General features: G+C 33.9%; 24 protein-coding genes, 1 other RNA gene and 1 pseudogene. 16 read left to right on the forward strand and 10 right to left on the reverse strand.

Features of this window, described 5'->3' with window-relative positions; translation table 11 throughout:
• Positions 1-173: 173 nt before the first annotated feature.
• The 5 genes from ACFE3K_RS01930 (at position 174) to ACFE3K_RS01950 (ending at position 5,925) form a co-directional block, all read left to right on the forward strand.
• Positions 174-1,055, forward strand: a complete 882-nt coding sequence (locus tag ACFE3K_RS01930) for a glycine--tRNA ligase subunit alpha (protein ID WP_375359144.1) — start codon at positions 174-176, stop codon at positions 1,053-1,055.
• A 260-nt stretch (positions 1,056-1,315) separates the two neighbouring features.
• Entirely contained in the window at positions 1,316-3,355 is a 2,040-nt protein-coding gene (gene glyS, locus ACFE3K_RS01935; protein WP_375359145.1) for a glycine--tRNA ligase subunit beta, read from the forward strand.
• Entirely contained in the window at positions 3,352-4,302 is a 951-nt protein-coding gene (locus ACFE3K_RS01940) for an L-threonylcarbamoyladenylate synthase (RefSeq protein ID WP_375359146.1), read from the forward strand. The genes glyS and ACFE3K_RS01940 overlap by 4 nt, the downstream gene beginning before the upstream one ends.
• The gene (gene ftsY / locus ACFE3K_RS01945) at positions 4,299-5,210 is read left to right on the forward strand and encodes a signal recognition particle-docking protein FtsY (protein ID WP_375359147.1); all 912 of its coding nucleotides are present in this window, start codon (positions 4,299-4,301) and stop codon (positions 5,208-5,210) included. Before ACFE3K_RS01940 ends, ftsY begins: the two co-directional genes overlap by 4 nt.
• Positions 5,211-5,274: 64 nt before the next feature.
• On the forward strand, positions 5,275-5,925 hold the full coding sequence (locus ACFE3K_RS01950; protein ID WP_375359148.1) for a Fic family protein: 651 nt from the start codon (positions 5,275-5,277) through the stop codon (positions 5,923-5,925).
• Between the two features lie 15 nt (positions 5,926-5,940).
• Here ACFE3K_RS01950 and ACFE3K_RS01955 read toward each other — a convergent pair.
• Positions 5,941-6,201: pseudogene (locus ACFE3K_RS01955) on the reverse strand (transposase); the annotation flags it as partial.
• Between the two features lie 36 nt (positions 6,202-6,237).
• Here ACFE3K_RS01955 and ACFE3K_RS01960 point away from each other — a divergent pair.
• The 8 genes from ACFE3K_RS01960 (at position 6,238) to fdxA (ending at position 11,642) form a co-directional block, all read left to right on the forward strand.
• A complete protein-coding gene (locus ACFE3K_RS01960) occupies positions 6,238-6,657 on the forward strand; it encodes a MerR family transcriptional regulator (RefSeq protein ID WP_375359149.1) in 420 nt (139 codons plus the stop codon).
• 162 nt (positions 6,658-6,819) lie between these two features.
• On the forward strand, positions 6,820-8,031 hold the full coding sequence (locus ACFE3K_RS01965) for a CCA tRNA nucleotidyltransferase (RefSeq protein ID WP_375359150.1): 1,212 nt from the start codon (positions 6,820-6,822) through the stop codon (positions 8,029-8,031).
• A 137-nt stretch (positions 8,032-8,168) separates the two neighbouring features.
• Positions 8,169-8,618 carry a helix-turn-helix domain-containing protein gene (locus tag ACFE3K_RS01970; protein ID WP_375359151.1) on the forward strand — a complete coding sequence of 150 codons (450 nt, stop codon included), beginning with the start codon at positions 8,169-8,171 and terminating at the stop codon, positions 8,616-8,618.
• Positions 8,527-9,189 carry an IS630 family transposase gene (locus ACFE3K_RS01975; protein ID WP_375359152.1) on the forward strand — a complete coding sequence of 221 codons (663 nt, stop codon included), beginning with the start codon at positions 8,527-8,529 and terminating at the stop codon, positions 9,187-9,189. The genes ACFE3K_RS01970 and ACFE3K_RS01975 overlap by 92 nt, the downstream gene beginning before the upstream one ends.
• A 129-nt stretch (positions 9,190-9,318) precedes the next feature.
• Positions 9,319-9,474: a hypothetical protein gene (locus tag ACFE3K_RS01980; protein ID WP_375359153.1), complete on the forward strand. Its 156-nt coding sequence runs from the start codon at positions 9,319-9,321 to the stop codon at positions 9,472-9,474.
• Between the two features lie 287 nt (positions 9,475-9,761).
• Positions 9,762-10,631 (forward strand): metal ABC transporter substrate-binding protein, encoded by an 870-nt coding sequence (locus tag ACFE3K_RS01985; protein WP_375359154.1) that lies wholly within the window; start codon positions 9,762-9,764, stop codon positions 10,629-10,631.
• Positions 10,624-11,325 (forward strand): heme ABC transporter permease, encoded by a 702-nt coding sequence (locus tag ACFE3K_RS01990; protein WP_375359155.1) that lies wholly within the window; start codon positions 10,624-10,626, stop codon positions 11,323-11,325. The genes ACFE3K_RS01985 and ACFE3K_RS01990 overlap by 8 nt, the downstream gene beginning before the upstream one ends.
• Complete coding sequence (gene fdxA, locus ACFE3K_RS01995) at positions 11,322-11,642, forward strand: ferredoxin FdxA (protein ID WP_375359156.1); 321 nt, start codon at positions 11,322-11,324, stop codon at positions 11,640-11,642. The genes ACFE3K_RS01990 and fdxA overlap by 4 nt, the downstream gene beginning before the upstream one ends.
• 1 nt (position 11,643) lies before the next feature.
• Here fdxA and obgE read toward each other — a convergent pair whose 3' ends face one another.
• Entirely contained in the window at positions 11,644-12,651 is a 1,008-nt protein-coding gene (obgE, locus tag ACFE3K_RS02000; RefSeq protein WP_375359157.1) for a GTPase ObgE, read from the reverse strand.
• Between the two features lie 358 nt (positions 12,652-13,009).
• Between obgE and ACFE3K_RS02005 the strand changes: the two genes are divergently transcribed.
• Both ACFE3K_RS02005 and ACFE3K_RS02010 read left to right on the forward strand, forming a co-directional pair.
• Entirely contained in the window at positions 13,010-13,459 is a 450-nt protein-coding gene (locus ACFE3K_RS02005) for a helix-turn-helix domain-containing protein (RefSeq protein WP_375359151.1), read from the forward strand.
• Positions 13,453-14,013, forward strand: a complete 561-nt coding sequence (locus tag ACFE3K_RS02010) for an IS630 family transposase (RefSeq protein WP_375359158.1) — start codon at positions 13,453-13,455, stop codon at positions 14,011-14,013. Before ACFE3K_RS02005 ends, ACFE3K_RS02010 begins: the two co-directional genes overlap by 7 nt.
• Before the next feature lie 23 nt (positions 14,014-14,036).
• On the opposite strand, the gene ACFE3K_RS02015 is transcribed toward ACFE3K_RS02010, so the two are convergent.
• Together ACFE3K_RS02015 and ACFE3K_RS02020 are read right to left on the reverse strand one after the other, a co-directional pair.
• Positions 14,037-14,537, reverse strand: coding sequence for a helix-turn-helix domain-containing protein (locus tag ACFE3K_RS02015; RefSeq protein ID WP_375358543.1), 501 nt, complete (start codon positions 14,535-14,537; stop codon positions 14,037-14,039).
• A gap of 299 nt (positions 14,538-14,836) precedes the next feature.
• The gene (locus tag ACFE3K_RS02020; protein WP_375359159.1) at positions 14,837-16,336 is read right to left on the reverse strand and encodes an Npt1/Npt2 family nucleotide transporter; all 1,500 of its coding nucleotides are present in this window, start codon (positions 16,334-16,336) and stop codon (positions 14,837-14,839) included.
• 170 nt (positions 16,337-16,506) lie between these two features.
• On the opposite strand from ACFE3K_RS02020, the gene ACFE3K_RS02025 reads away from it, so the two are divergent.
• Entirely contained in the window at positions 16,507-16,800 is a 294-nt protein-coding gene (locus ACFE3K_RS02025) for a hypothetical protein (RefSeq protein WP_375359160.1), read from the forward strand.
• A gap of 32 nt (positions 16,801-16,832) precedes the next feature.
• On the opposite strand, the gene ACFE3K_RS02030 is transcribed toward ACFE3K_RS02025, so the two are convergent.
• The 6 genes from ACFE3K_RS02030 to ACFE3K_RS02055 all read right to left on the reverse strand — a co-directional run bounded on the left by ACFE3K_RS02030 (position 16,833) and on the right by ACFE3K_RS02055 (position 21,051).
• On the reverse strand, positions 16,833-17,543 hold the full coding sequence (locus ACFE3K_RS02030; protein WP_375359161.1) for an IS6 family transposase: 711 nt from the start codon (positions 17,541-17,543) through the stop codon (positions 16,833-16,835).
• Positions 17,544-17,729: 186 nt separating this feature from the next.
• Positions 17,730-19,955, reverse strand: coding sequence for a DNA translocase FtsK (locus ACFE3K_RS02035; protein ID WP_375359162.1), 2,226 nt, complete (start codon positions 19,953-19,955; stop codon positions 17,730-17,732).
• A 15-nt stretch (positions 19,956-19,970) separates the two neighbouring features.
• A non-coding RNA gene (gene ssrS, locus ACFE3K_RS02040) (6S RNA) lies at positions 19,971-20,129 on the reverse strand.
• Positions 20,130-20,171: 42 nt separating this feature from the next.
• Positions 20,172-20,489, reverse strand: a complete 318-nt coding sequence (locus ACFE3K_RS02045; RefSeq protein ID WP_375359163.1) for a cell division protein ZapA — start codon at positions 20,487-20,489, stop codon at positions 20,172-20,174.
• Positions 20,490-20,491: 2 nt separating this feature from the next.
• Complete coding sequence (locus ACFE3K_RS02050; protein ID WP_375359164.1) at positions 20,492-20,701, reverse strand: hypothetical protein; 210 nt, start codon at positions 20,699-20,701, stop codon at positions 20,492-20,494.
• Between the two features lie 5 nt (positions 20,702-20,706).
• A complete protein-coding gene (locus ACFE3K_RS02055; RefSeq protein ID WP_375359165.1) occupies positions 20,707-21,051 on the reverse strand; it encodes a helix-turn-helix domain-containing protein in 345 nt (114 codons plus the stop codon).
• Positions 21,052-21,053: the final 2 nt, after the last annotated feature.

Genomic DNA, 21,053 nt, shown 5'->3' on the forward strand with positions numbered 1-21,053 from the left:
GTGAGCGTGGCAATCCATGAAACTTGTCATATGGATTGCTTCGTCGACCTACGGTCTCCTCGCAATGACGATTTTTTAACTTTCAACAGTTGTGGGGTGACATCGAAGGTGCAGGAAGTTCCCTAATTACAAAATAGGGAGTGTTCCTCTAAAAAATAAACAAATTTACCAATATGCAAAAATTATCATTTCAACAAATTATCTTGACCTTGCAAAATTACTGGCAAGATTATGGCTGTGTAATTTTGCAGCCATATGACGCTCATGTTGGAGCTGGTACTTTTCACCCTGCTACTGTACTACGAACTCTTGGTAAAAAACCTTGGTTTGTAGCTTACGTTCAACCTTCTCGGCGTCCTCATGATAGTAGATACGCTTTGCATCCTAATAGAATGCAGCATTATTATCAATTTCAGGTTATACTAAAACCCTCTCCTGATGATATACAAGAGCTATATTTAAAGAGTCTTGAATGTCTTGGTATAGATTTGCAAAAACATGATATTAGGTTTGTTGAAGATGATTGGGAGTCTCCTAGTCTTGGTGCTGCTGGGCTTGGTTGGGAAATATGGTGTGATGGTATGGAAGTATCACAATTTACTTATATGCAACAAATTGGTGGTATTGATTGTCGTCCAGTGGCTGGTGAGATTACCTATGGTTTAGAACGTCTAGCACTTTATATACAAGGAATCAATGAGGTAAGAAATCTTGACTGGAATGGTCAAGTTGGAGAAAAGGCTTTAACCTATGGTGAAGTAGATTTTGCCGCTGAAAAACAATTTTCGAAATTTAATTTAGAATTAGCTGACGTAGCCATATTATCTCAGCATTTTATTGATAGTGAGAAACAATGTAATGAATTAATCGCTGCAGATTTACCTTTGCCAGCTTATGATTATTGTATTCAAGCTAGTCATCTTTTTAATCTGTTAAATGCCCGGGGGGTAATTAGTGTAACAGAGAGAGCATCTTACATACTCAGGATACGTAATTTGGCAAAAAGGTGCTGTAATAAATGGTTAGAATTAACCTCAATTCGGGATAAGAATTAGTTAATTCTTATCCCGAATTGGCTTTAATATAAGGAAAAATGCATTCTTAAAGCGGTTTTGCAAATGCATTTTAAACCTTTCTAAAGCTAAAAACATGATTTTAATTTTTTAAAATCATGTTTTTAGCAAAATATTAATTTAACAATCAGATGCAGAGCCGTCTCAAATCTGATTGTTTCGATAATTTTACCGAATTTGGGATGAGAATTGACAAATTCTTATCCCAAATTCGTGTAACTAGAAGATAAAAAAGAGTTAATATGAGTGAGTTATTATTAGAACTTTTGAGCGAGGAGATACCGGCTTTGATTCAGAAAAATGCAGCGGAAAGCTATAAAACCATATTTACGACAATCTTGCAGGAAAGCGAGCTAGTTGCTGATGTTCAGCTATATGTTGGCTCTAGGAGAATTGCTGTACATATTACAAATTTACCAAAATCTATACTACCAAAAGAAATTACCATAAGAGGACCAAAAGTTTCGGCAACGCAGCAGGCTGTAGAAGGGTTTTGTCGATCAAATAATATTGAGCAAAATAAATTATCTACGCTATTAGTGCAAGGGCAATTATATTATATAATAGTAAAGAGTACCATAGAAACCGATATACGAGTATTATTGCAAGAGATAATTCCTAAAGCAATTAGTAAGTATATTTGGTCAAAATCTATGTATTGGGGGAATTATGATATAAGTTGGATTAGACCGCTTAGGAATATTTTATGTATATTTGATGGAGAAATACTAGCCATTAAATATGGACATTTGACGGCAAATAATATTACCTTTGGGCACAGATTTCTTAGTCCTGAACTGATTACTATAGACAGTTTTTCTGAATACCAGAATAAGCTGCGGGAGAGTAATGTCATTATTGACCAAGAAGAACGTAAGGAGATAATAAAAAGTCAGCTATCAAAAATAGCCAATTCACTTAATTTAGTGATAAAAGAGGATAAGAAATTATTAGAAGAAGTAACAGGACTAATAGAATTGCCAGTTGTTATGGTGGGTAAAATACCTGAGATATTTTTGCAGTTACCTAGTGAAGTACTAGTTAGCTCAATGCGTAGCCACCAGAAATATTTTAGCACTTTTGACCAAGCTGGTAATTTTGCCCCTTATTTTCTTTTTGTTAGTAATATGCGACATGATCAAAATGTTATAATAAGTGGTAACGAAAAAGTACTAGCTGCTAGACTATCTGATGCGTTATATTTTTATCAGCAGGATTTATCTAATAGTTTAGAATCAAAATTGCCAAAGCTTGAGCAGATAACTTTTCATGCAAAGCTTGGCAGTATCAAACAAAAAACAGAGAGAATTGATGATATTTGTAATTATCTAATGCCAGGAAATCAGGATTTGCACGTAGCAGCTAAACTTTGTAAAAGTGAGTTAACAACTGAAATGGTGGGAGAATTCCCTGAACTGCAAGGTATTATGGGATATTATTACGCCAAAGCCGAAGGGTTAAATGATCAGATTGCTTTGGCAATAAGAGATCATTATAAACCACAAGGACCATCAGATAATTTGCCAATGGGAAATAGTGCAATATTGGCGATTGCTGATAAACTGGATAGTTTAGTAGGTTTGATATTAATAGGAGAAGAGCCAAATGGTTCAAGAGACCCTTATTCGCTCAGACGGCAAGCATTAGGTATTATTAGGATAATTTTAGCTAATAAATTAAATATTGATGTTAAGGAATTAGTTGCGTATGCAGTTCACTTATATCAAACTATGTTTGAAGACGTAAAGGGAGGAGGGGATGATAGTGGGCTAAATAAAATTAGTCAGATAATTTTAGAGTTCTTAGAAGAACGAGCCAAATATTATTTTAAAAATCACTATGATATATCGTTAATTAATGCGGTGCTTGATTTTGATATTGAAAGAGATTTAGTGATTAGCGAAATAAAGCTTGGTGCTTTACAAAAGTTTCTCGCTGGAGTGGATGGTGAGAATTTATTAACTATTTACAAAAGAGCAAATAATATACTAGAAGGTAGTAATATAGAAGGAGAAGTTGATCAAAAGGCTTTTATTTCACAATATGAACAACAATTATTTTTATCATTAGGAGTTATTTCTAAGCAAATTGATAGTTCTATTACAGAAAAAGATTTTACTAAAACTCTTAGCCTACTACTAGAAATATTAAAACCTGTCATTGAATTTTTTGATAATATCATGGTCAAAGATCAAGATCGTAACATTGCCAATAATCGTTTATTGTTGCTCAGAATGGTTACCCAATTATTTGATAAATTAGCAAAATTTAGTGCTTTATGACTGATACATTAAAGCAGGCTGCCAAATTTATAAAATCTGGCAATGTAGTAGCATTCCCCACAGAAACAGTATATGGACTTGGGGCAGATGCTAGTAATGAGCAAGCTTGTCAGAAGATTTTTAAGATAAAAAAGCGTCCAAGCATAAATCCTCTAATTGTTCATGTGGCAACCATGAGCCAAGCTAAAACTATCGGAGAATTTAATGCAGATGCCATTAAGTTAAGTGAGGTGTTTTGGCCAGGACCTTTATCTATTGTTGTACCATTAAAAAGTGGGGCAAATATAGCAGCATCAGTATTATCTGGGATGACAACGGTTGCCCTTCGTATACCATCACATAATATTGCTTTGGAGCTAATAAGAAAGTCAGCTACTCCTATAGCAGCCCCTAGTGCTAACCCATCAGGTTATATTAGTAGCACGACTTTACAGCATGTACAGGAACATTTTGCAAATGACCAAGATATTTTTATTTTAGAGGATAATTTAAATGATTGTAAGTGTCAATATGGTATAGAATCAACCATAGTAGATAGTACTACTAATAACTTAACTATTTTGCGAGATGGTTTTATTACGCTGGAAGCGTTAGAGAAGGTAATTGGTAAGAAACTAGATAAAACATCCAGCTTGATGCAAATTAAAGCTCCGGGTATGATGAATAAACATTACTCGCCAAGAGTTAAAGTAAGATTGAATGCAGAGAGTTTAGAAGCTAATGAGGTAGGTCTTAATTTTTCTGATAGTAAGCTAGAGGGTAATTTTTCGCTTAATTTAAGTTTAACCGGAGACTTAACTATCGCTGCTAGCAACTTATTTGCCAGTCTTAGAATATTGGATAATTACGCAGAATTAAATGGATTAGCAATTGCCGTTGCCTCTATCCCAGAGGTTGGTATTGGCGTTGCAATCAATGATCGACTTAAAAGAGCGGCGGTAAAATGACATCTATATTTACTAAATTAAAGCAGGTATTAGTTAATAGTTCAAATAAAATATCTTCGGGCATTGACCAAATATTTTATAAAAAAAAACTAGATGAGCAAACTTTACATGAATTAGAGGAGTTGTTAATATCTGCAGATATCACAGCCTCTGTGGCAATAGAGCTGGTTGATAAACTAAGAGCTATCAAATTTGATAAAGAAGTAAGTGGTTTGGTAATCAAAGAACAGCTAGCTAACATTATCGGGCAATTATTGGTAAAAACTAGTAAAAATTTTGAATTACATAATAAGAAGCTTAATGTTATCCTAGTTTGCGGTGTTAATGGGTCAGGGAAAACTACGACAATAGGCAAGCTAGTCAGCATTTATCGTAGACAGGGGAAAAAAGTAGCAATTGCTGCTTGTGATACATTTAGGGCTGCTGCTGTTAGTCAATTATCTAGTTGGGCTGATAAAAGTGGTTCAATGCTTATTGCTGGTGAAGAATCAGCTGAGCCTGCTAGTGTTGCTTATCTTGCTATGCAGTCTTCAATAAAAAATGATGTTGATGTATTATTTATTGATACAGCTGGAAGGTTGCATAACAAGAAGAATTTGATGGAAGAACTTGCCAAAATTGTTAGGGTTATTAAGAAGATTGATGATACAGCTCCTCACCATAGTATATTAGTAATTGATGCGACCACTGGACAGAATGTATATAACCAAGTTGCACAATTTACCGCTATTGCTAACATAACAAGTCTGATAGTCACTAAATTAGATGGTACGGCAAAAGCTGGTGTAGTGGTAGGAGTCGTACAAAAATTCGCCTTACCAGTATGTTTTTTAGGGGTAGGGGAGAAGGTAGACGATCTAAAACCGTTTGATCCGACTGCATTTGCTAATAGTTTAGTAGGGAATTAATTATTAAATATAGATGATAAAATAATTGTTGAAAAGCATTAAGTGATACTTTATATTTTACTATATGAAATATTACCTACTAGACAACAAAAAAAAGCAACTGGATAGAATCAGACCATTAACTCCAGAGTTGGTTGAAAACTTGGAGCAGTGGTTTAAGGTAGAGTTGACTTATACCAGTAATGCTATTGAGGGTAATACTCTCTCGCGTTTGGAAACTGCTGTGGTGATTGAAAAAGGCTTAACAGTTGGTGGAAAATCGTTAGTAGAACATCTTGAGGCAAAAAATCATGCACAAGCTTTGGACTTAATCCATGAAATACAGCAAAAGAAAATTTGTGAAATTACTGAAAACGATATTTTATCAATTCATGCTCTCATCCTAAAGGGTATCGATGATTATAATGCTGGATATTATAGGCAAGCAGCAGTACGTATTTCAGGTTCAAGGGTAATAATGCCAAATCCAGTAAAAGTACCAAACTTGATGGCAGATTTCATTGCATGGCTAAACTCATCTAAAGATATGCATCCTGTAGCACTTGCAGGAGAAGCACATTATCGACTAGTAACTATCCATCCTTTCTCAGACGCGAATGGTCGAACAGCACGATTATTGATGAATTTAATTCTAATAATGGCAGGCTATCCACCGGCTATTATTATACCAATTGCAATAATTAACACGGTGTATTTATCCAATCTCTATACATAATTGATTTTACTAAATCTACACATTATGAGCAAGTTGATTCCAAGCGTAACAAGCCATAGTAACGATATCTTCATATACACCATAACATTGGTTAGACAAGAAATGATTTTTAATCCATTCCCAAACTTGTTCCATTGCATTAAGTTCCGGTGCATAGGGCGGAAGCGGTATCAAAGTGATATTGCTTGGCACAGTTAGTTTTTTGGCTGTGTGCCAACCTGCATTATCCGTTAGTAAAGCTATATGTCGGTTGCCTTGAATACTGCGAGAAAGCTCTTCTAAGAATTTATACTAATTGCAATAATTAACACCGTGTTAATTATTGCAATTGGTATTAGACTACAAGAGAGGTTACCTTATGTAACATCTCTAGAAACTGCACAACTTGGTGGTTCAAAAGAAGCCTATGAAAAGATTATATTTAATGCAGTCAATCGTTCTCTTGATATTTATCTTAAAGCAGCAAACTTTGTAAACTCTTCAGATGTAGTATTATCAGAGAAATTATTAAGAATTGGTAAGCTTGCAAAAGCTGTCAGTGAAACTGTGTCAACAATTCGTTTTTGGACTAAGGAAGGCTTGCTTGAAATTGCTGATGTTACTAAATCACGCTATCAGCTTTACTCGCCTGAAATGATTGAACAATGTATAGAAATTCAACGATTAAAGAAACAAAAGCTAACACTGAATGAAATCAAGAATATGCTTGTAAATAATAGACTTACTGCATAAGTCAATCTAGTTGGTGATTTTGTCGTCGAAACTCGCCTTCGCTCCTCACGTACGTCTGTGTACGCTGCGGTGCTCGGCTTCGTTTCTCCTAAAAATCCCTCAACTATCTTTGATTTATGCAGCAAGTCTAATGACATAAAATAAAAATAAGGTGTTTTTATAATGTACATTGTAAAAAAGGAATTATCTATCCAATCACGCTATTACAAAGAAATTTTGTCAATAATTAAACTAGGTGGCGGAGTAGCAAGGATTGTCGGAGGGGCCGTTCGTGATGCTATTCTTGGTGTTGTTAACTACGACATTGATATAGCAACCAATTTATTACCAGAGCAAGTAACAGATATTTTATCAACAGCCAATATTAATGTTATCCCAACTGGTATAAAATATGGCACAGTTACGGTTTTATTAAATAATGAGAAATTTGAGATTACTACACTTAGAAAAGATATAAAATGTGATGGTCGGCACACAGAAGTTATTTTTACTGATGATTTTATGGAGGATGCTGCTAGAAGAGATTTTACTATTAATGCACTAAGCTATTGTCCATTTGAGCATAAAATTTATGATTATTTTGGTGGAATAGATGATTTACAAGAATCTAAGGTAATATTTATCGGACAGCCATTTGAACGAATTGAAGAAGATTTTTTACGTATTTTACGATTCTTCCGTTTTTCCTGTTATTATGCAAGACAGTTAGATCGTAATGGGCTAGCTGCCTGTATTAAATTGCGAGAAAATCTTAAATTATTATCAAAAGAACGGATAAAATGGGAGATGGACAAGTTGATTATCTCAGATAATAGTCCTAATATTTTGCAGCAAATGTTTGATAATGGCATATTGCAAATAATATTACCAGTTAGTCAGTTTGATAAGAAACCTTTGATGGGAGCAATTAATTTTGGTTCTTTAGAGCCTTACACTAGATATTCACTTTTATTTTACTACACAAAGAACTTACCACTAAGTGATTTACTAAATTTAAAATTTTCTCGGCAAATCGCCCTCAAAATCATTACTATACTTAGGTTTGTTAATAAAGAAATCAACGAATTTACATTACGAGAAATTTGGTGGGAAAATGATGATTATTTGCAGTATATAAGTGTTCTAGTATCACTAGGCAAAGTAGATAGAACGGTGGCCAAGAAATTTTTAAATAGATACCAATCTAAATCCCGACCAATATTTCCAATAAATGGGCATGACTTACAGAAAATAAATATTCATGGTAAAGCTATTGGCACAGTGATAGATAAATTAAAGAAATCTTGGATAGCCAGTGATTTTACACTTAATAAACATCAATTACTTGAATTAGTTATTTCCGACAGTCTAGGCTCTATTGATAAAATAATATAATTATCGTATAATAAATTCCTAATACTAATTGCAATAATTAACACGGTGTTATAAAATGGGTTTTTAACTGATAAGTAGGTACTCAAATAGCTAGGTTAATATTACCGCAAGGTTTTGCAGGTCATGATTTTATAAAAATGATGAAACATGAGCCGCATGGTCGAAATCGTATACGTTTATTGGCGATGTATCACCTTCAATTAGGCAAATCTTTTAAAGCCATATCTGAAATAGTGAAGTCACACTGGAAAACTGTGCAATCATGGCTCAGAAGATTTAGGCATCATGGTTTTGAAGGATTATTTGAATCACAAAGAAGCGGTGCCCCTAGGAAGATTAACAGTATACAAGAGTCTGCTATTTTTGATAAAATCAATACGCTCAGTGAAAGTAAAACTGGTGGGTATATAACTGGAAAGGAGCTACATATCATGTTAGTTGAGGAATATGGTGCTAAATGTGCTTTAAAAACAGTCTACAATACTATGCACCGCCTTGGTTTTAGCTGGATTACTTCTCGTTCAATGCATCCAAAGTCAAATCAAGAGACTCAAAATAGATATAAAAAAACTTTCCAGACATGTTAACAAAATTATTAGCAAAAATATCGATAGATGTAAAGTTGATATATGGTCTCAGGATGAAACTAGAGTTGGGCAACAAGGTAGCTTAACTCGTATATGGGCTAAGCGTGGCACTAGACCCCGTAAAGTTCGGCAACAGCAATTTATTTCAACATATATTTACGGAGCTGCTTGCCATGAGACAGGAGAAGCTTGTGCATTAATTTTACCATATGCAAACACACAGGCAATGAATAAATTCTTAGAAGAGCTTTCTCGCAGTATTCAAGGCAACCGACATATAGCTTTACTAACGGATAATGCAGGTTGGCACACAGCCAAAAAACTAACTGTGCCAAGCAATATCACTTTGATACCGCTTCCGCCCTATGCACCGGAACTTAATGCAATGGAACAAGTTTGGGAATGGATTAAAAATCATTTCTTGTCTAACCAATGTTATGGTGTATATGAAGATATCGTTACTATGGCTTGTTACGCTTGGAATCAACTTGCTCATAATGTAGATTTAGTAAAATCAATTATGTATAGAGATTGGATAAATACACCGTGTTCATTATTGCAATTGGTATAAGGTAATAAATTAGGAAAATATTATGAATCAAAATCAACAAGTGAAAGTAATAGGTAGTAACGGTCAACTATCGCTTGGCAAAGTATTTGCAGGACAAATGGTATTAATCGAACAATTAGATAATGGCACATGATCATTAAGACAGGAAAATTTGTTCCAACCTTAGAAAAATGGTTATCTCAAGGAGATACTTTAACTAAACTAGATAAAGCATTATCGTGGGCAGAAAGAAATAAACCAAAAGATAACTTACAAGAAATTGTTGAGAAAATTGAACATGTCTAAAATAAAATGTTCAAAACCTTATGGATTTTCAGAACTTTATAGTTTAACCAAAGAACAATGTTTGTCATTCCTGCGTAAGCAGGAATCTAAAATTGTTCCTAAAAAAACCCGAGCTATTATAGATTCCTGCCTACGCAGGAATGACATCTTTTTCGTTTAAATACAGTAGGTGTTGTGTTTTTAGACTTTTGACGGAGCGACTAAATAATTCCCAAAGTAGAATAGTATATACTCAAATCATTTGAGTATACTTGGAAAAAATAAAACATCCAAGGCATTGCAAAATAATGGTGAAAATTAAGAAAAAAATGAAAATTAATATTAGTGCTAGTATTTTTATTGCTATAATTATGATATTACTTAGTCAGGTATCTTTTGCTAACGTAGGTAGGATAAAAATTGTTACTAGCATAACCCCACTAGCAAGCATTATAGCGATGTTAGTGAAAGAGCAAGCAGAAATTGTTGCCATTGCCAATAACAATGATTGCCCACATCACTATAATTTGAGACCTAGTGATCTTACAAAAGTCAAAGATGCAGATATTGTATTTTATATAGATGAGCAATTTGATGGCTTTGCTGGCAAATTAATGAATGGTCATAGTAAAAATGTCATTAAAATTAGTAATTTTAATAGGCTAAAAATTATTAGTAATGACTCATATAGTAATTGGCATATTTGGCTTGATTTAGATAATGTAAAAATACTATTGGAACAATTATCTCAGATATTATCTCAACGATTTCCTGAGATGAGTTCAGCTGTTTACCAAAATTTTGAAGAGGCAAAAAAACAAATAGATGATCTTGCGAAAATCAAACATCAAAGATTAGCGTCTTTAACAGATGTGATCTTGCTTAGTGATAGTTTAGAATATTTTTTTGATAATAGCCAAAAAAGAGTTGCAAAATTATATAGCTCTGATCAAAAGAGTCTCAAATATATTAGTAATCTTGAGCATTTATTAAGCATGTCCAATAGTAAATGTTTATTGCTAAGTCTTGATCAAGATGTTGCTCTTTATAAAAATTTTAAAGTAGAAGTAGTGGCAATTGAAAGTGAGAATTGGCAAGTGACTAACATCAATAGTGATTTATTTTATAATCAATATTTAAAAATAATTAATCAAATGTCTAAATGTCTAAATGTTTAAATTACTAAACCCTTATTTTTTTAGTAAGTTAGTACGAACCATGCTACCATTATTGCTAGTTGCAATGTTGGTAACAATGGGGTTGGGGTTATATCAAGCTTTGATAGTCTCACCACCAGATTACCAACAAGGTGATATGGTCAGGATTATGTATGTTCATGTACCAGCTTCTTGGATGGCACTAGGGATTTACACATTTATAGCTATTTGTAGTTTGTCTAACCTAGTGTGGCAGACGAAAATGTCGTTCTTAATGGCAGTGGCCAGTAGCCCTATTGGTGCAGTTTTTTGCCTGATTAGCATGGTGACGGGGGCATTATGGGGAAAGCCTATTTGGGGAACATGGTGGGTTTGGGATGCTAGACTTACCTCAATGTTCGTACTATTCTTGCTTTATTTAAGTTATATCGTGGTGGTAAATAGTGGTGATAGGATAAGCCGTACTGAAAAACCAGCTTCGGTGATTGCTCTGATTGGTTTTATCAATGTTCCTATAGTAAAATTTTCGGTAAATATTTGGTATAGTTTACACCAGCCAGCAAGTGTTTTAAGGCTGGGTAGTCCGACAATTGATAATTCTATGTTATTGCCCTTAGTGCTAATGTTGATAAGTGCTATACTGTATTTTTTATTAGTATTGGGTTTGAGAGCTTGCGTTTTAATCACCAAGTTCAAGGAGTATGACAATTTATGACTTATGTTGTTACCGACGAATGCGTAAAATGTAAATATACTGATTGTGTAGAAGTATGTCCTGTCGATTGCTTCTATGAAGGGGAGTTAATGTTGGTAATTAATCCTGATGAATGTATTGATTGTGGAGTGTGTGAGATTGAGTGTCCGGTTAAAGCTATTAAGCCAGAGTCAGACCAGCTGATTGATTGGATAGAGAGAGCTAAATTTTTCTCAAGCATTTGGCCGAATATCACTGTTAGAAAACCAGCCCTACCGGATGCAGATAAATATCGGGATGAGAAAAATAAGTTTGCAAAATATATGGAAGGGAGCTAATTTACCCCAATTTAGGGTGATTTGTGTTTTTTACGTTTTCAAGAGCTTTTTTAATTAGCCTATTTAATCCAGTTCTTGTATAGCTAGACACTAAAAAAATTTCCTCACTAGTAATTTTTTGCAATTCTATAATTTTGTCTTTAATTTCTTCTTCTAACAAAACATCGCACTTATTCAAACAAATTATTTCAAGCTTATTTTTTAATAAGCTCGAATATGATACAAGCTCGTTCCTAATAGTTCTATAATCAGCAATCAAATTATCACTTGTTGCTGATATCAAATGAATCAATAAATTACATCTCTCAATATGTTTTAGGAACTTATCACCGAGTCCATGTCCTAAGTGAGCCCCTTCTATTAAACCTGGGATATCAGCCATCACAAATTCTTCATCATCTACATAAACCACACCAAGATTAGGGCTTAGTGTGGTAAATGGATAATCAGCAATTTTAGGCTTTGCTGACGTCGTTGCTGCAAGAAAAGTGGACTTGCCTGCATTAGGTAGACCTATAAGACCAACATCTGAAAGTAGTTTGAGTTGTAAATTTACCCACATCTCTTCTCCAACAACACCTGCAGTCCTACGTCGCGGAGCTTGATTGGTAGATGACTTAAAATGGCTATTACCAAGCCCGCCTTTGCCTCCCTTAAGAATTTCAAAAGTTTGTTCATCGGAAGTGAAATCATATAGTAGAACATCGCCATTTTCTAAGAATATTTGTGTTCCTACTGGTACTTCTAAGAGTAAAGCAGGTTTAGACTTCCCACTACGGTTTGAGCCTTGACCATTCTCACCATTTTCTGCTTTAAAATGCAGTTTATGCCTAAAATTTACTAAAGTATTAAGATGAGAATTGCACTTAAAAATAATGCTACCACCACGACCACCATCACCGCCATCAGGTCCACCCATATCAATATATTTTTCTCGATGAAAACTAATCACCCCATCACCACCATCACCGGCTTTTAAGTATATTTTAGCTTCATCGATAAAATTCATAATATATTATTGTAAGTTATAAACTTGATATTTATAGTCAAGTGATGAGAATTTGGTGACTGAGTACACTTTGGCATCAGTATACCATAATATTGCTGTCATGTAAAACACTCCTTTGTCTATATCCAATCAGGGCAGTTTAAAAATTCCAACTTTAAGTTGAAAGTAATTTAAATAACCTAGGTCTATAATTGTTAAAATTTTCTCTAGTTTCAGTAATTTTGTTTGAAAATAGAGCTATTATACTAATTGCAATAATTAACACGGTGTTATAAAATGGGTTTTTACCTGATAAATAGGTACTCAAATAGCTAGGTTAATATTACCGCAAGGTTTTGAAGGTCATGATTTTATAAAAATGATGAAACATGAGCCGCATGGTCGAAATCGTATACGTTTATTGGCGATGTATCACCTTCAATTAGGCAAATCTTTTAAAGCCATATCTGAAATAGTGAAGTCACACTGGAAAACCGTGCAATCATGGCTCAGAAGATTTAGGCATCATGGTTTTGAAGGATTATTTGAATCACAAAGAAGCGGTGCCCCTAGGAAGATTAACAGTATACAAGAGTCTGCTATTTTTGATAAAATCAATACGCTCAGTGAAAGTAAAACTGGTGGGTATATAACTGGAAAGGAGCTACATATCATGTTAGTTGAGGAATATGGTGCTAAATGTGCTTTAAAAACAGTCTACAATACTATGCACCGCCTTGGTTTTAGCTGGATTACTTCTCGTTCAATGCATCCAAAATCAAATCAAGAGACTCAAAATAGATATAAGAAAACTTTCCAGACATGTTAACAAAATTATTAGCAAAAAATATCGATAGATGTAAAGTTGATATATGGTCTCAGGATGAAACTAGAGTTGGGCAACAAGGTAGCTTAACTCGTATATGGGCTAAGCGTGGCACTAGACCCCGTAAAGTTCGGCAACAGCAATTTATTTCAACATATATTTACGGAGCTGCTTGCCATGAGACAGGAGAAGCTTGTGCATTAATTTTACCATATGCAAACACACAGGCAATGAATAAATTCTTAGAAGAGCTTTCTCGCAGTATTCAAGGCAACCGACATATAGCTTTACTAACGGATAATGCAGGTTGGCACACAGCCAAAAAACTAACTGTGCCAAGCAATATCACTTTGATACTGCTTCCGCCCTATGCACCGGAACTTAATGCAATGGAACAAGTTTGGGAATGGATTAACAATCATTTCTTGTCTAACCAATGTTATGGTGTATATGAAGATATCGTTACTATGGCTTGTTACGCTTGGAATCAACTTGCTCATAATGTAGATTTAGTAAAATCAATTATGTATAGAGATTGGATAAATACACCGTGTTAATTATTGCAATTGGTATAATTTTGTTAACATGTCTGGAAAGTTTTTTTATATCTATTTTGAGTCTCTTGATTTGACTTTGGATGCATTGAACGAGAAGTAATCCAGCTAAAACCAAGGCGGTGCATAGTATTGTAGACTGTTTTTAAAGCACATTTAGCACCATATTCCTCAACTAACATGATATGTAGCTCCTTTCCAGTTATATACCCACCAGTTTTACTTTCACTGAGCGTATTGATTTTATCAAAAATAGCAGACTCTTGTATACTGTTAATCTTCCTAGGGGCACCGCTTCTTTGTGATTCAAATAATCCTTCAAAACCATGATTCCTAAATCTTCTGAGCGATGATTGCACAGTTTTCCAGTGTGACTTCACTATTTCAGATATGGCTTTAAAAGATTTGCCTAATTGAAGGTGATACATCGCCAATAAACGTATACGATTTCGACCATGCGGCTCATGTTTCATCATTTTTATAAAATCATGACCATGAAAACCTTGTGGTAATATTAACCTAGCCATTTGAGTACCTTTTATCAGTTAAAAACCCATCTTAGACCACTGCGTTAATTATTGCAATTGGTATCAAAGACTTCTTGCTGCCTGAAATCTAAAAATATAGCTCTTTTTGATACTATTTTACTTAACTTGACGGTGCCCTCGTAAATGAAGAGTTGGTAGACGATAGTATAACTTCAAGAAGAGCTAGGCAGTAGCAAAGTCGAGCGGCGTAGCGTACATGAGTAACTAGGCAGCTTCGGTCTTTGGTCGCGGGAACACCAATTCTTGAAGTCCTACCTAAGTATGCATAGTGAAGTAGGCTAGGCAATTTTTTTATACTCAAAGTATATTTTTCTTACCGAGTGAATCCATACAATACAAACAATGGTAAATACCACCATTAAAAATGGTGATATAGAGCTAAAAGTGGCTGTTGGTATTAATGTGAAAATAATTGACTGTATTAACCCGCTCGAAGATTTACCAACCTTCGAGCTAATGACGTCTACAGCTGCCTTACCTTTTGTCTTTAGCTCTTGGTCAAGAGGAATATATAACATTTCTCTTGAGGTATCCCAAATTGAATATTTACTACCTTTCACTAGAATGTTTTGTAAAGCACCAATTGACACCGCAAGAGCTAAAGGTGTCATGAGAATGCTACTATCAAATATCGATAATACTTGGTGGTCAAATACGATTAAGATAAAAAACAATATACCAGTAATCATCATGACAATTGGCGGAATTACTGCAGCAACAAACCAGCCATGGCTACGCATTATATTATTGCCTATTATAGTCATTACCATAATAGCAACTCCAGTCCAAAGAATGTAAAGACTATTGAATTCTGCATAACTATTAACAGTGGGGTATAATTCCTTAATTTTTGCTTTCCATACTGCTTCTACCAAATTCATTGATAAACCAAAGGCAGCAGAGCAAATTAGCATTAACCATAAATATTTTGATCTTGTTATATATTTAAAACTTTCAATTAAACCCATTCCTTCTTTAGTAGATCTACCACTTTTAACATTTGCATAAAATGTTGGATTTGTAAAAACATTTTTGGTAATAAATTTTACAAGTAAACATGATATAACAGCAGAAACTACCACGAGACTTGTTGATATTTTTATAAGTGTAGTTTTGTTGTCCAATACGGTTAAAAAATATTTAGCAATACTGTTCTCAGATGATAAGTTCATCATCAAAAAGCCCACAAATATTAAAGAAGAATTGCCAAATAATGAAAAAAGCGTGTAAAACCTTTTTGCTTCTTCTGTTGTAGTAAGTTCATTAGCAAACTGCCAAAAAAGTAAAACATAAAAGATATTTGGCCAAAGTTCAGATAATGTATAGAAAACCATATAACTCCAATTACCAATTAAAGCTATATACCATTTAAGATGAGGATAAGTTCCCATAATTTGTTCTAGTGAATTTGGACTAATATGGAAAATATCGACATTTGGATAAATAATGAAAGCAAAAAGAATGAAGAATCCAACAAAAAAAGTGATGAAATAGCAAAAAATCTTTTCAAAACTAAAATGATTAAGCATCTTAGCATAGATTATAACGAATAAAGCTGCTGCAGGTGTTACACAATAAACTTTAGTAAAACTTACTACTTCAGCACTAATCTCTGAAATTAAAATACTATCTTTTAAAATTCTTAATATGTTTTGATTGAATAGGACACAGAACATCAGACCGCACATAGGTATGAATTTTCCAAGCTCATGATTATGGATAGGCCAAAATATAGTTCTGAATTTGCTTTTAAATAAGTTTGACTGTATACTAGTCATAATAAGGATTCCCTAAGACAAAAAAAAAACTTGAGGACATGTTCAAGAGTTTCTCTATAATGGCTTAAGGCTATTATGAAAACCAAAGAAAATTAGGAACTTATATATTATTAGCCTCCCTATGTCAAGATATTTAAATTGATCCCTAGTAATTAGTAGTGTATAAAAATATGTTGGACAATGACAAATATCAAGAATATTTTGATCAATATAGTGATTATGCATCCAAATATTTATTGGGTAATAAGTATTGTTCCTTGGGTAAAAAAATAACTAAAACAAAATATTATCAAATTTTATATTATAAAACACTGGTATCGCAAGATTGCATTATTAGTAAAAAAAGAATATTCTTAGTTATTCCTTTGATCTTGAACTCCCTGGAAATTCTCTTCTTAGCTAAATCAAAAAGCTTTGTTGATAACTTAAGACATTGTGGTGAGGGGCACCGTCAAGTTAAGTAAAATAGTATCAAAAAGAGCTATATTTTTAGATTTCAGGCAGCAAGAAGTCTTTGAGTGGCTTCGTCCAAAATGGATTTAGCTGATGCAAATGCAATTCTTTGCTCAATTGCTGTTTTACTATATCTTCCAACATTTACGGCAAATATATTTCTGACTTTTCCCATCAGTGATAATTTACAGTGGGCTGAATTAGGATGCTTAAATTTAATTAATATCTTCTCGTTGCGCCTAGTTGGTTGATGAGCATTCTCAACACGATTATTTAGTCTTTTATGAGTGCGATGCTCAGTTTTAGGGCACATAAGCTGAATCGGCTTAATGTAACTTCTGAGCTTATCAGTAACAATTACTCTTGGAGCTGGATAATGACCCAATAATTTTGATAAAAAACGAATAGCTGATTTTTTGTTACGACGCTTCTGCAGTAATACTTCTAATTCATGCCCCTCAGAGTCAACAGCTCTCCATAATATCAATACCTCGCCTTTAATCTTAATATTCATCTCATCTAAATGCCATTTATCAGTTGGTTTCCTCTCTCGCTTTCTGATAACATCTTGAAAATAAACCGCAAATTTATTGCACCAAAATCTTACTGTCTCATGACTTAAAATAATACCTCGATAGGCCATCTGTTCTTGTACATCTCTGTAACTATTATTGAATCGATGATATAACCATACTGCATGGCTAATAATGCTTACTGGAAAACGATGTCTCTTTGGGGATTGAATAATACACATAGCACTGAAATTTAGGTAACAATTGTCACTGATAATCTATAAATTATTCCCTACATTTGCTCAATACTTAATTTACATTTCTCTTAACTTGACGGTGCCCGTAGCGTACATGAGTAACTAGGCAGCTTCGATCTTTGGTCGCGGGAACGCCAATTCTTGAAGTTCTACCTGAGTATATATAAGAACTTAATTTTCTGGCAATAATATTTCTCTCTTACCAGTATGGTTAGGAGGAGATATTACCCCATTTTGTTCCATTTTTTCAACAAGAGTAGCCGCTCTATTATAGCCAATTCGTAAACATCTTTGTATATAGCTAATTGATACTTTTCGTTCTAATTGTACGATTTGTACTGCTCTTTTATATAAAGTTTCATCACTGCTTGAATCATCTCCTAGACTTTCGGCATTTACTTCATCATCATCTAATTGCTGAGTCACTGCTGAAAGATATTCAGGTACTCCTGTTGATCTTAAATATTGGGTTACTTTTTCTACCTCTTTATCATCAACAAATGGACCATGAACCCTGGTAATCTTGGACGAATTACCCATATAAAGCATATCTCCCATACCAAGTAATTGCTCAGAGCCTTGTTCACCAAGAATAGTCCTACTATCAATCTTAGAAGTTACTTTAAAACTGATACGGCTCGGGAAATTAGCTTTGATTACCCCAGTAATAACATCAACAGAAGGTCTTTGGGTTGCCATGATAATATGAATACCTGCTGCTCTTGCCATTTGAGCTAGACGCTGTATTGACAATTCAATGTCTTTGCCAGCTACCAACATTAAATCAGCCATTTCATCAACAATTACTACAATGAATGGTAATTTTTCCATATTCATTTCAATTGTCTCATAAATAGGTTTACCGGTTTCTGGATCAAATCCTGTTTGGACAGAGCGTTCTAATATTTTACCGCTTGACGCAGCCTCCAAAATTTTAGCATTATAACCTGCTATATTTCTGACCCCAATATTTGACATTGCTCTATAACGATTTTCCATCTCTTTTACTGCCCATTTCAGGGCTACCATGGCTTTACTTGGTTCGGTAACCACTGGGGTCAGAAGATGTGGTATGCCATCATAGGTTGATAGTTCAAGCATTTTGGGATCGATCATTATTAAACGGCATTCCTCCGGGGTATAGCGGTAAAGTAGGGAAATTATCATAGCATTAATTGCCACTGATTTACCGGAGCCTGTCGTACCAGCAACTAACAAATGGGGCATTTTTGCTAAATCGGCAACAAAAGGTTTGCCAGCGAGATCCTTTCCTAGAATCAATGGTAGCATAATACTGCTATCTTGATATTCCGGTGTTTCAATTAATTCTCTTAGACAAAAGAAAGCTCGTTGTTTATTGGGTAATTCAATACCTAAAACGTTTCTACCTGGTATTACAGCTATTCTAGTTGATATCGCAGATAAAGACCTAGCAATGTCATCTGATAAACCGATAATCCTAGAAGATTTAGTACCTGCAGCTGGCTCAAATTCATATAACGTTACCACTGGACCTTGGTTAATATTAATGACCTGACCTTTAACACCAAAATCATTCAGAACAGTTAACAGCGTTTGGGCATTATGTTGTAATTCTGATGCAGTTTCTACTTTTATATTTTGACTGTCAGCTTGTTTTAATAATTTGATAGGGGGCAAGTATGGTAATTCGCCATTTTCTTTTTTGAATGGAGATTGTTGTTTTGAAAAATGGGAGTGTATGTCATTATTTTTTTCTTGTAATGCATCTATTTTATGAGCATACGTTGCTTTTTCTTGATTAATAAAAGGAGTCTTTTTTGTCAGAACTGGTTTAGTTGAGTTGCTATTTGTTGATATTGCAGGTAAAAGTATAAATTTTTTATAAGGTATTAGTTTGAATAATTTAATTATAGCGATCCCAAAAACTGAAAATTTTATTTCAGTCAATAAAAATAATAAAATAAATGTAGTAATAATTAAAACGTAATCGGCTCTAGCGTCCAATTGCTTGATTATTGGATAAATAATAGTACCTGTTGTCCCACCTGCACCTGCCGGTAAATAATTAATTTTTATATTAGTGCAGACTATCGATAATGATATAATTGACAGCAGCATCACAATTATCCTGACGGTAGCCCATTTCTTCTTTAAATGCCATACACTCAGAGACCAAAAAATACAACAAATTGGTAAAATAAAGGACGCTATACCAAAAAACTGGTAAAAAATATCTGACAAATAAGCACCGAAATGACCTAATAAATTGCTAGGATATTTGTCTGTGACAGAATTAAAGGAAGGATCATTTGGATTATAAGTCACTAGTAATAGAGTAGTAGAACAGCCCACCAGCATTAATAAAGCAGACTGCACTCTATTATTAGTAAAAATCCTGTTTATGTAATATAGCACAAAAGTTGCCTAAAAAAATGAACCACTTCGGTCGTTGCCTAAGAACCTCAAAGAACCTGTATGTAAGGTGGAATCCATATATCTGTATAATAGATTCAGACAGGGACGGTTTCCTAATAGTAAAAATTATAGTCCCGGGGCAATACGTTAAGCTCACGAACCAAGCAGCCCATTACATTTCAAACATTGATGTTTCATACACGGGATTATATAATATCACTTTCCAATCTTTCTTGCAAGGTCTTCTAAATATCCTGCTATAGTACTTAACGTTTCTGCAAATTTTTCTTCTTCGGGAGGTATATTAGCACCATCAATTTTAGCAATTTTGTTAGTCAAGTTTTGTACTTGCTCCTGTAAACTCAATGCAGACATAACTAATAATAGTTCACATGATGCTGATGGGTTCACTTTTTTTATCTGAGCAATATTTTCATTTAATTTGGCTGCAAGATTGCATAATTCTTCTCTTGATCCTTCACTACATGCGAGTTGGAAAGTTTTGCTACCAAGTGTTATTGTTACTATAGACATCTTTATGTATTTTTATGTTTTATTGCTTCAAGTTCAGCAATATATATGGCTATTTGCTCAAGTATTTTTGCATAATTATCCCTGAGCTGTTTATTTTCATCCTGCAGTTTATTGATTTCTTCATGCTGTCTAGCGATATTTGATAAGAGACCTTCAAGACCTTGAACCACTTCTTGCATTAACTTAAGTAATAAATCATTAGTTATTTTCATTCAGATTATAATATTAAGTGATAAATTATTGGAATTATTATTAATATTAAAACAGAAATAATAATTAGTTGTTTTTTCCATTTATAGTCCAATATCATTGGATATGACCTATTTCTGAGGTCAATATCTTTTGAAGATTCCTGCTTGTCTTTTTCACTGAGATTTACATCTATCCCTAAATAGTTTGAGTATAATTTAAGATAACCTTTTATATAAACTTCCGCTGGCATCGAACTAAAATCCTCCTCTTCAAGAGCTACCAAATATTGCTTCCTAATCTTCAAATAGCTAGATATTTCTTCAAGAGTTTTACCAGATTCTATTCTCGCTTGTTTTAGGGATGACGACATAA

The organism is Candidatus Tisiphia endosymbiont of Neophilaenus lineatus (assembly GCF_964264975.1).
GTDB lineage: Bacteria > Pseudomonadota > Alphaproteobacteria > Rickettsiales > Rickettsiaceae > Tisiphia.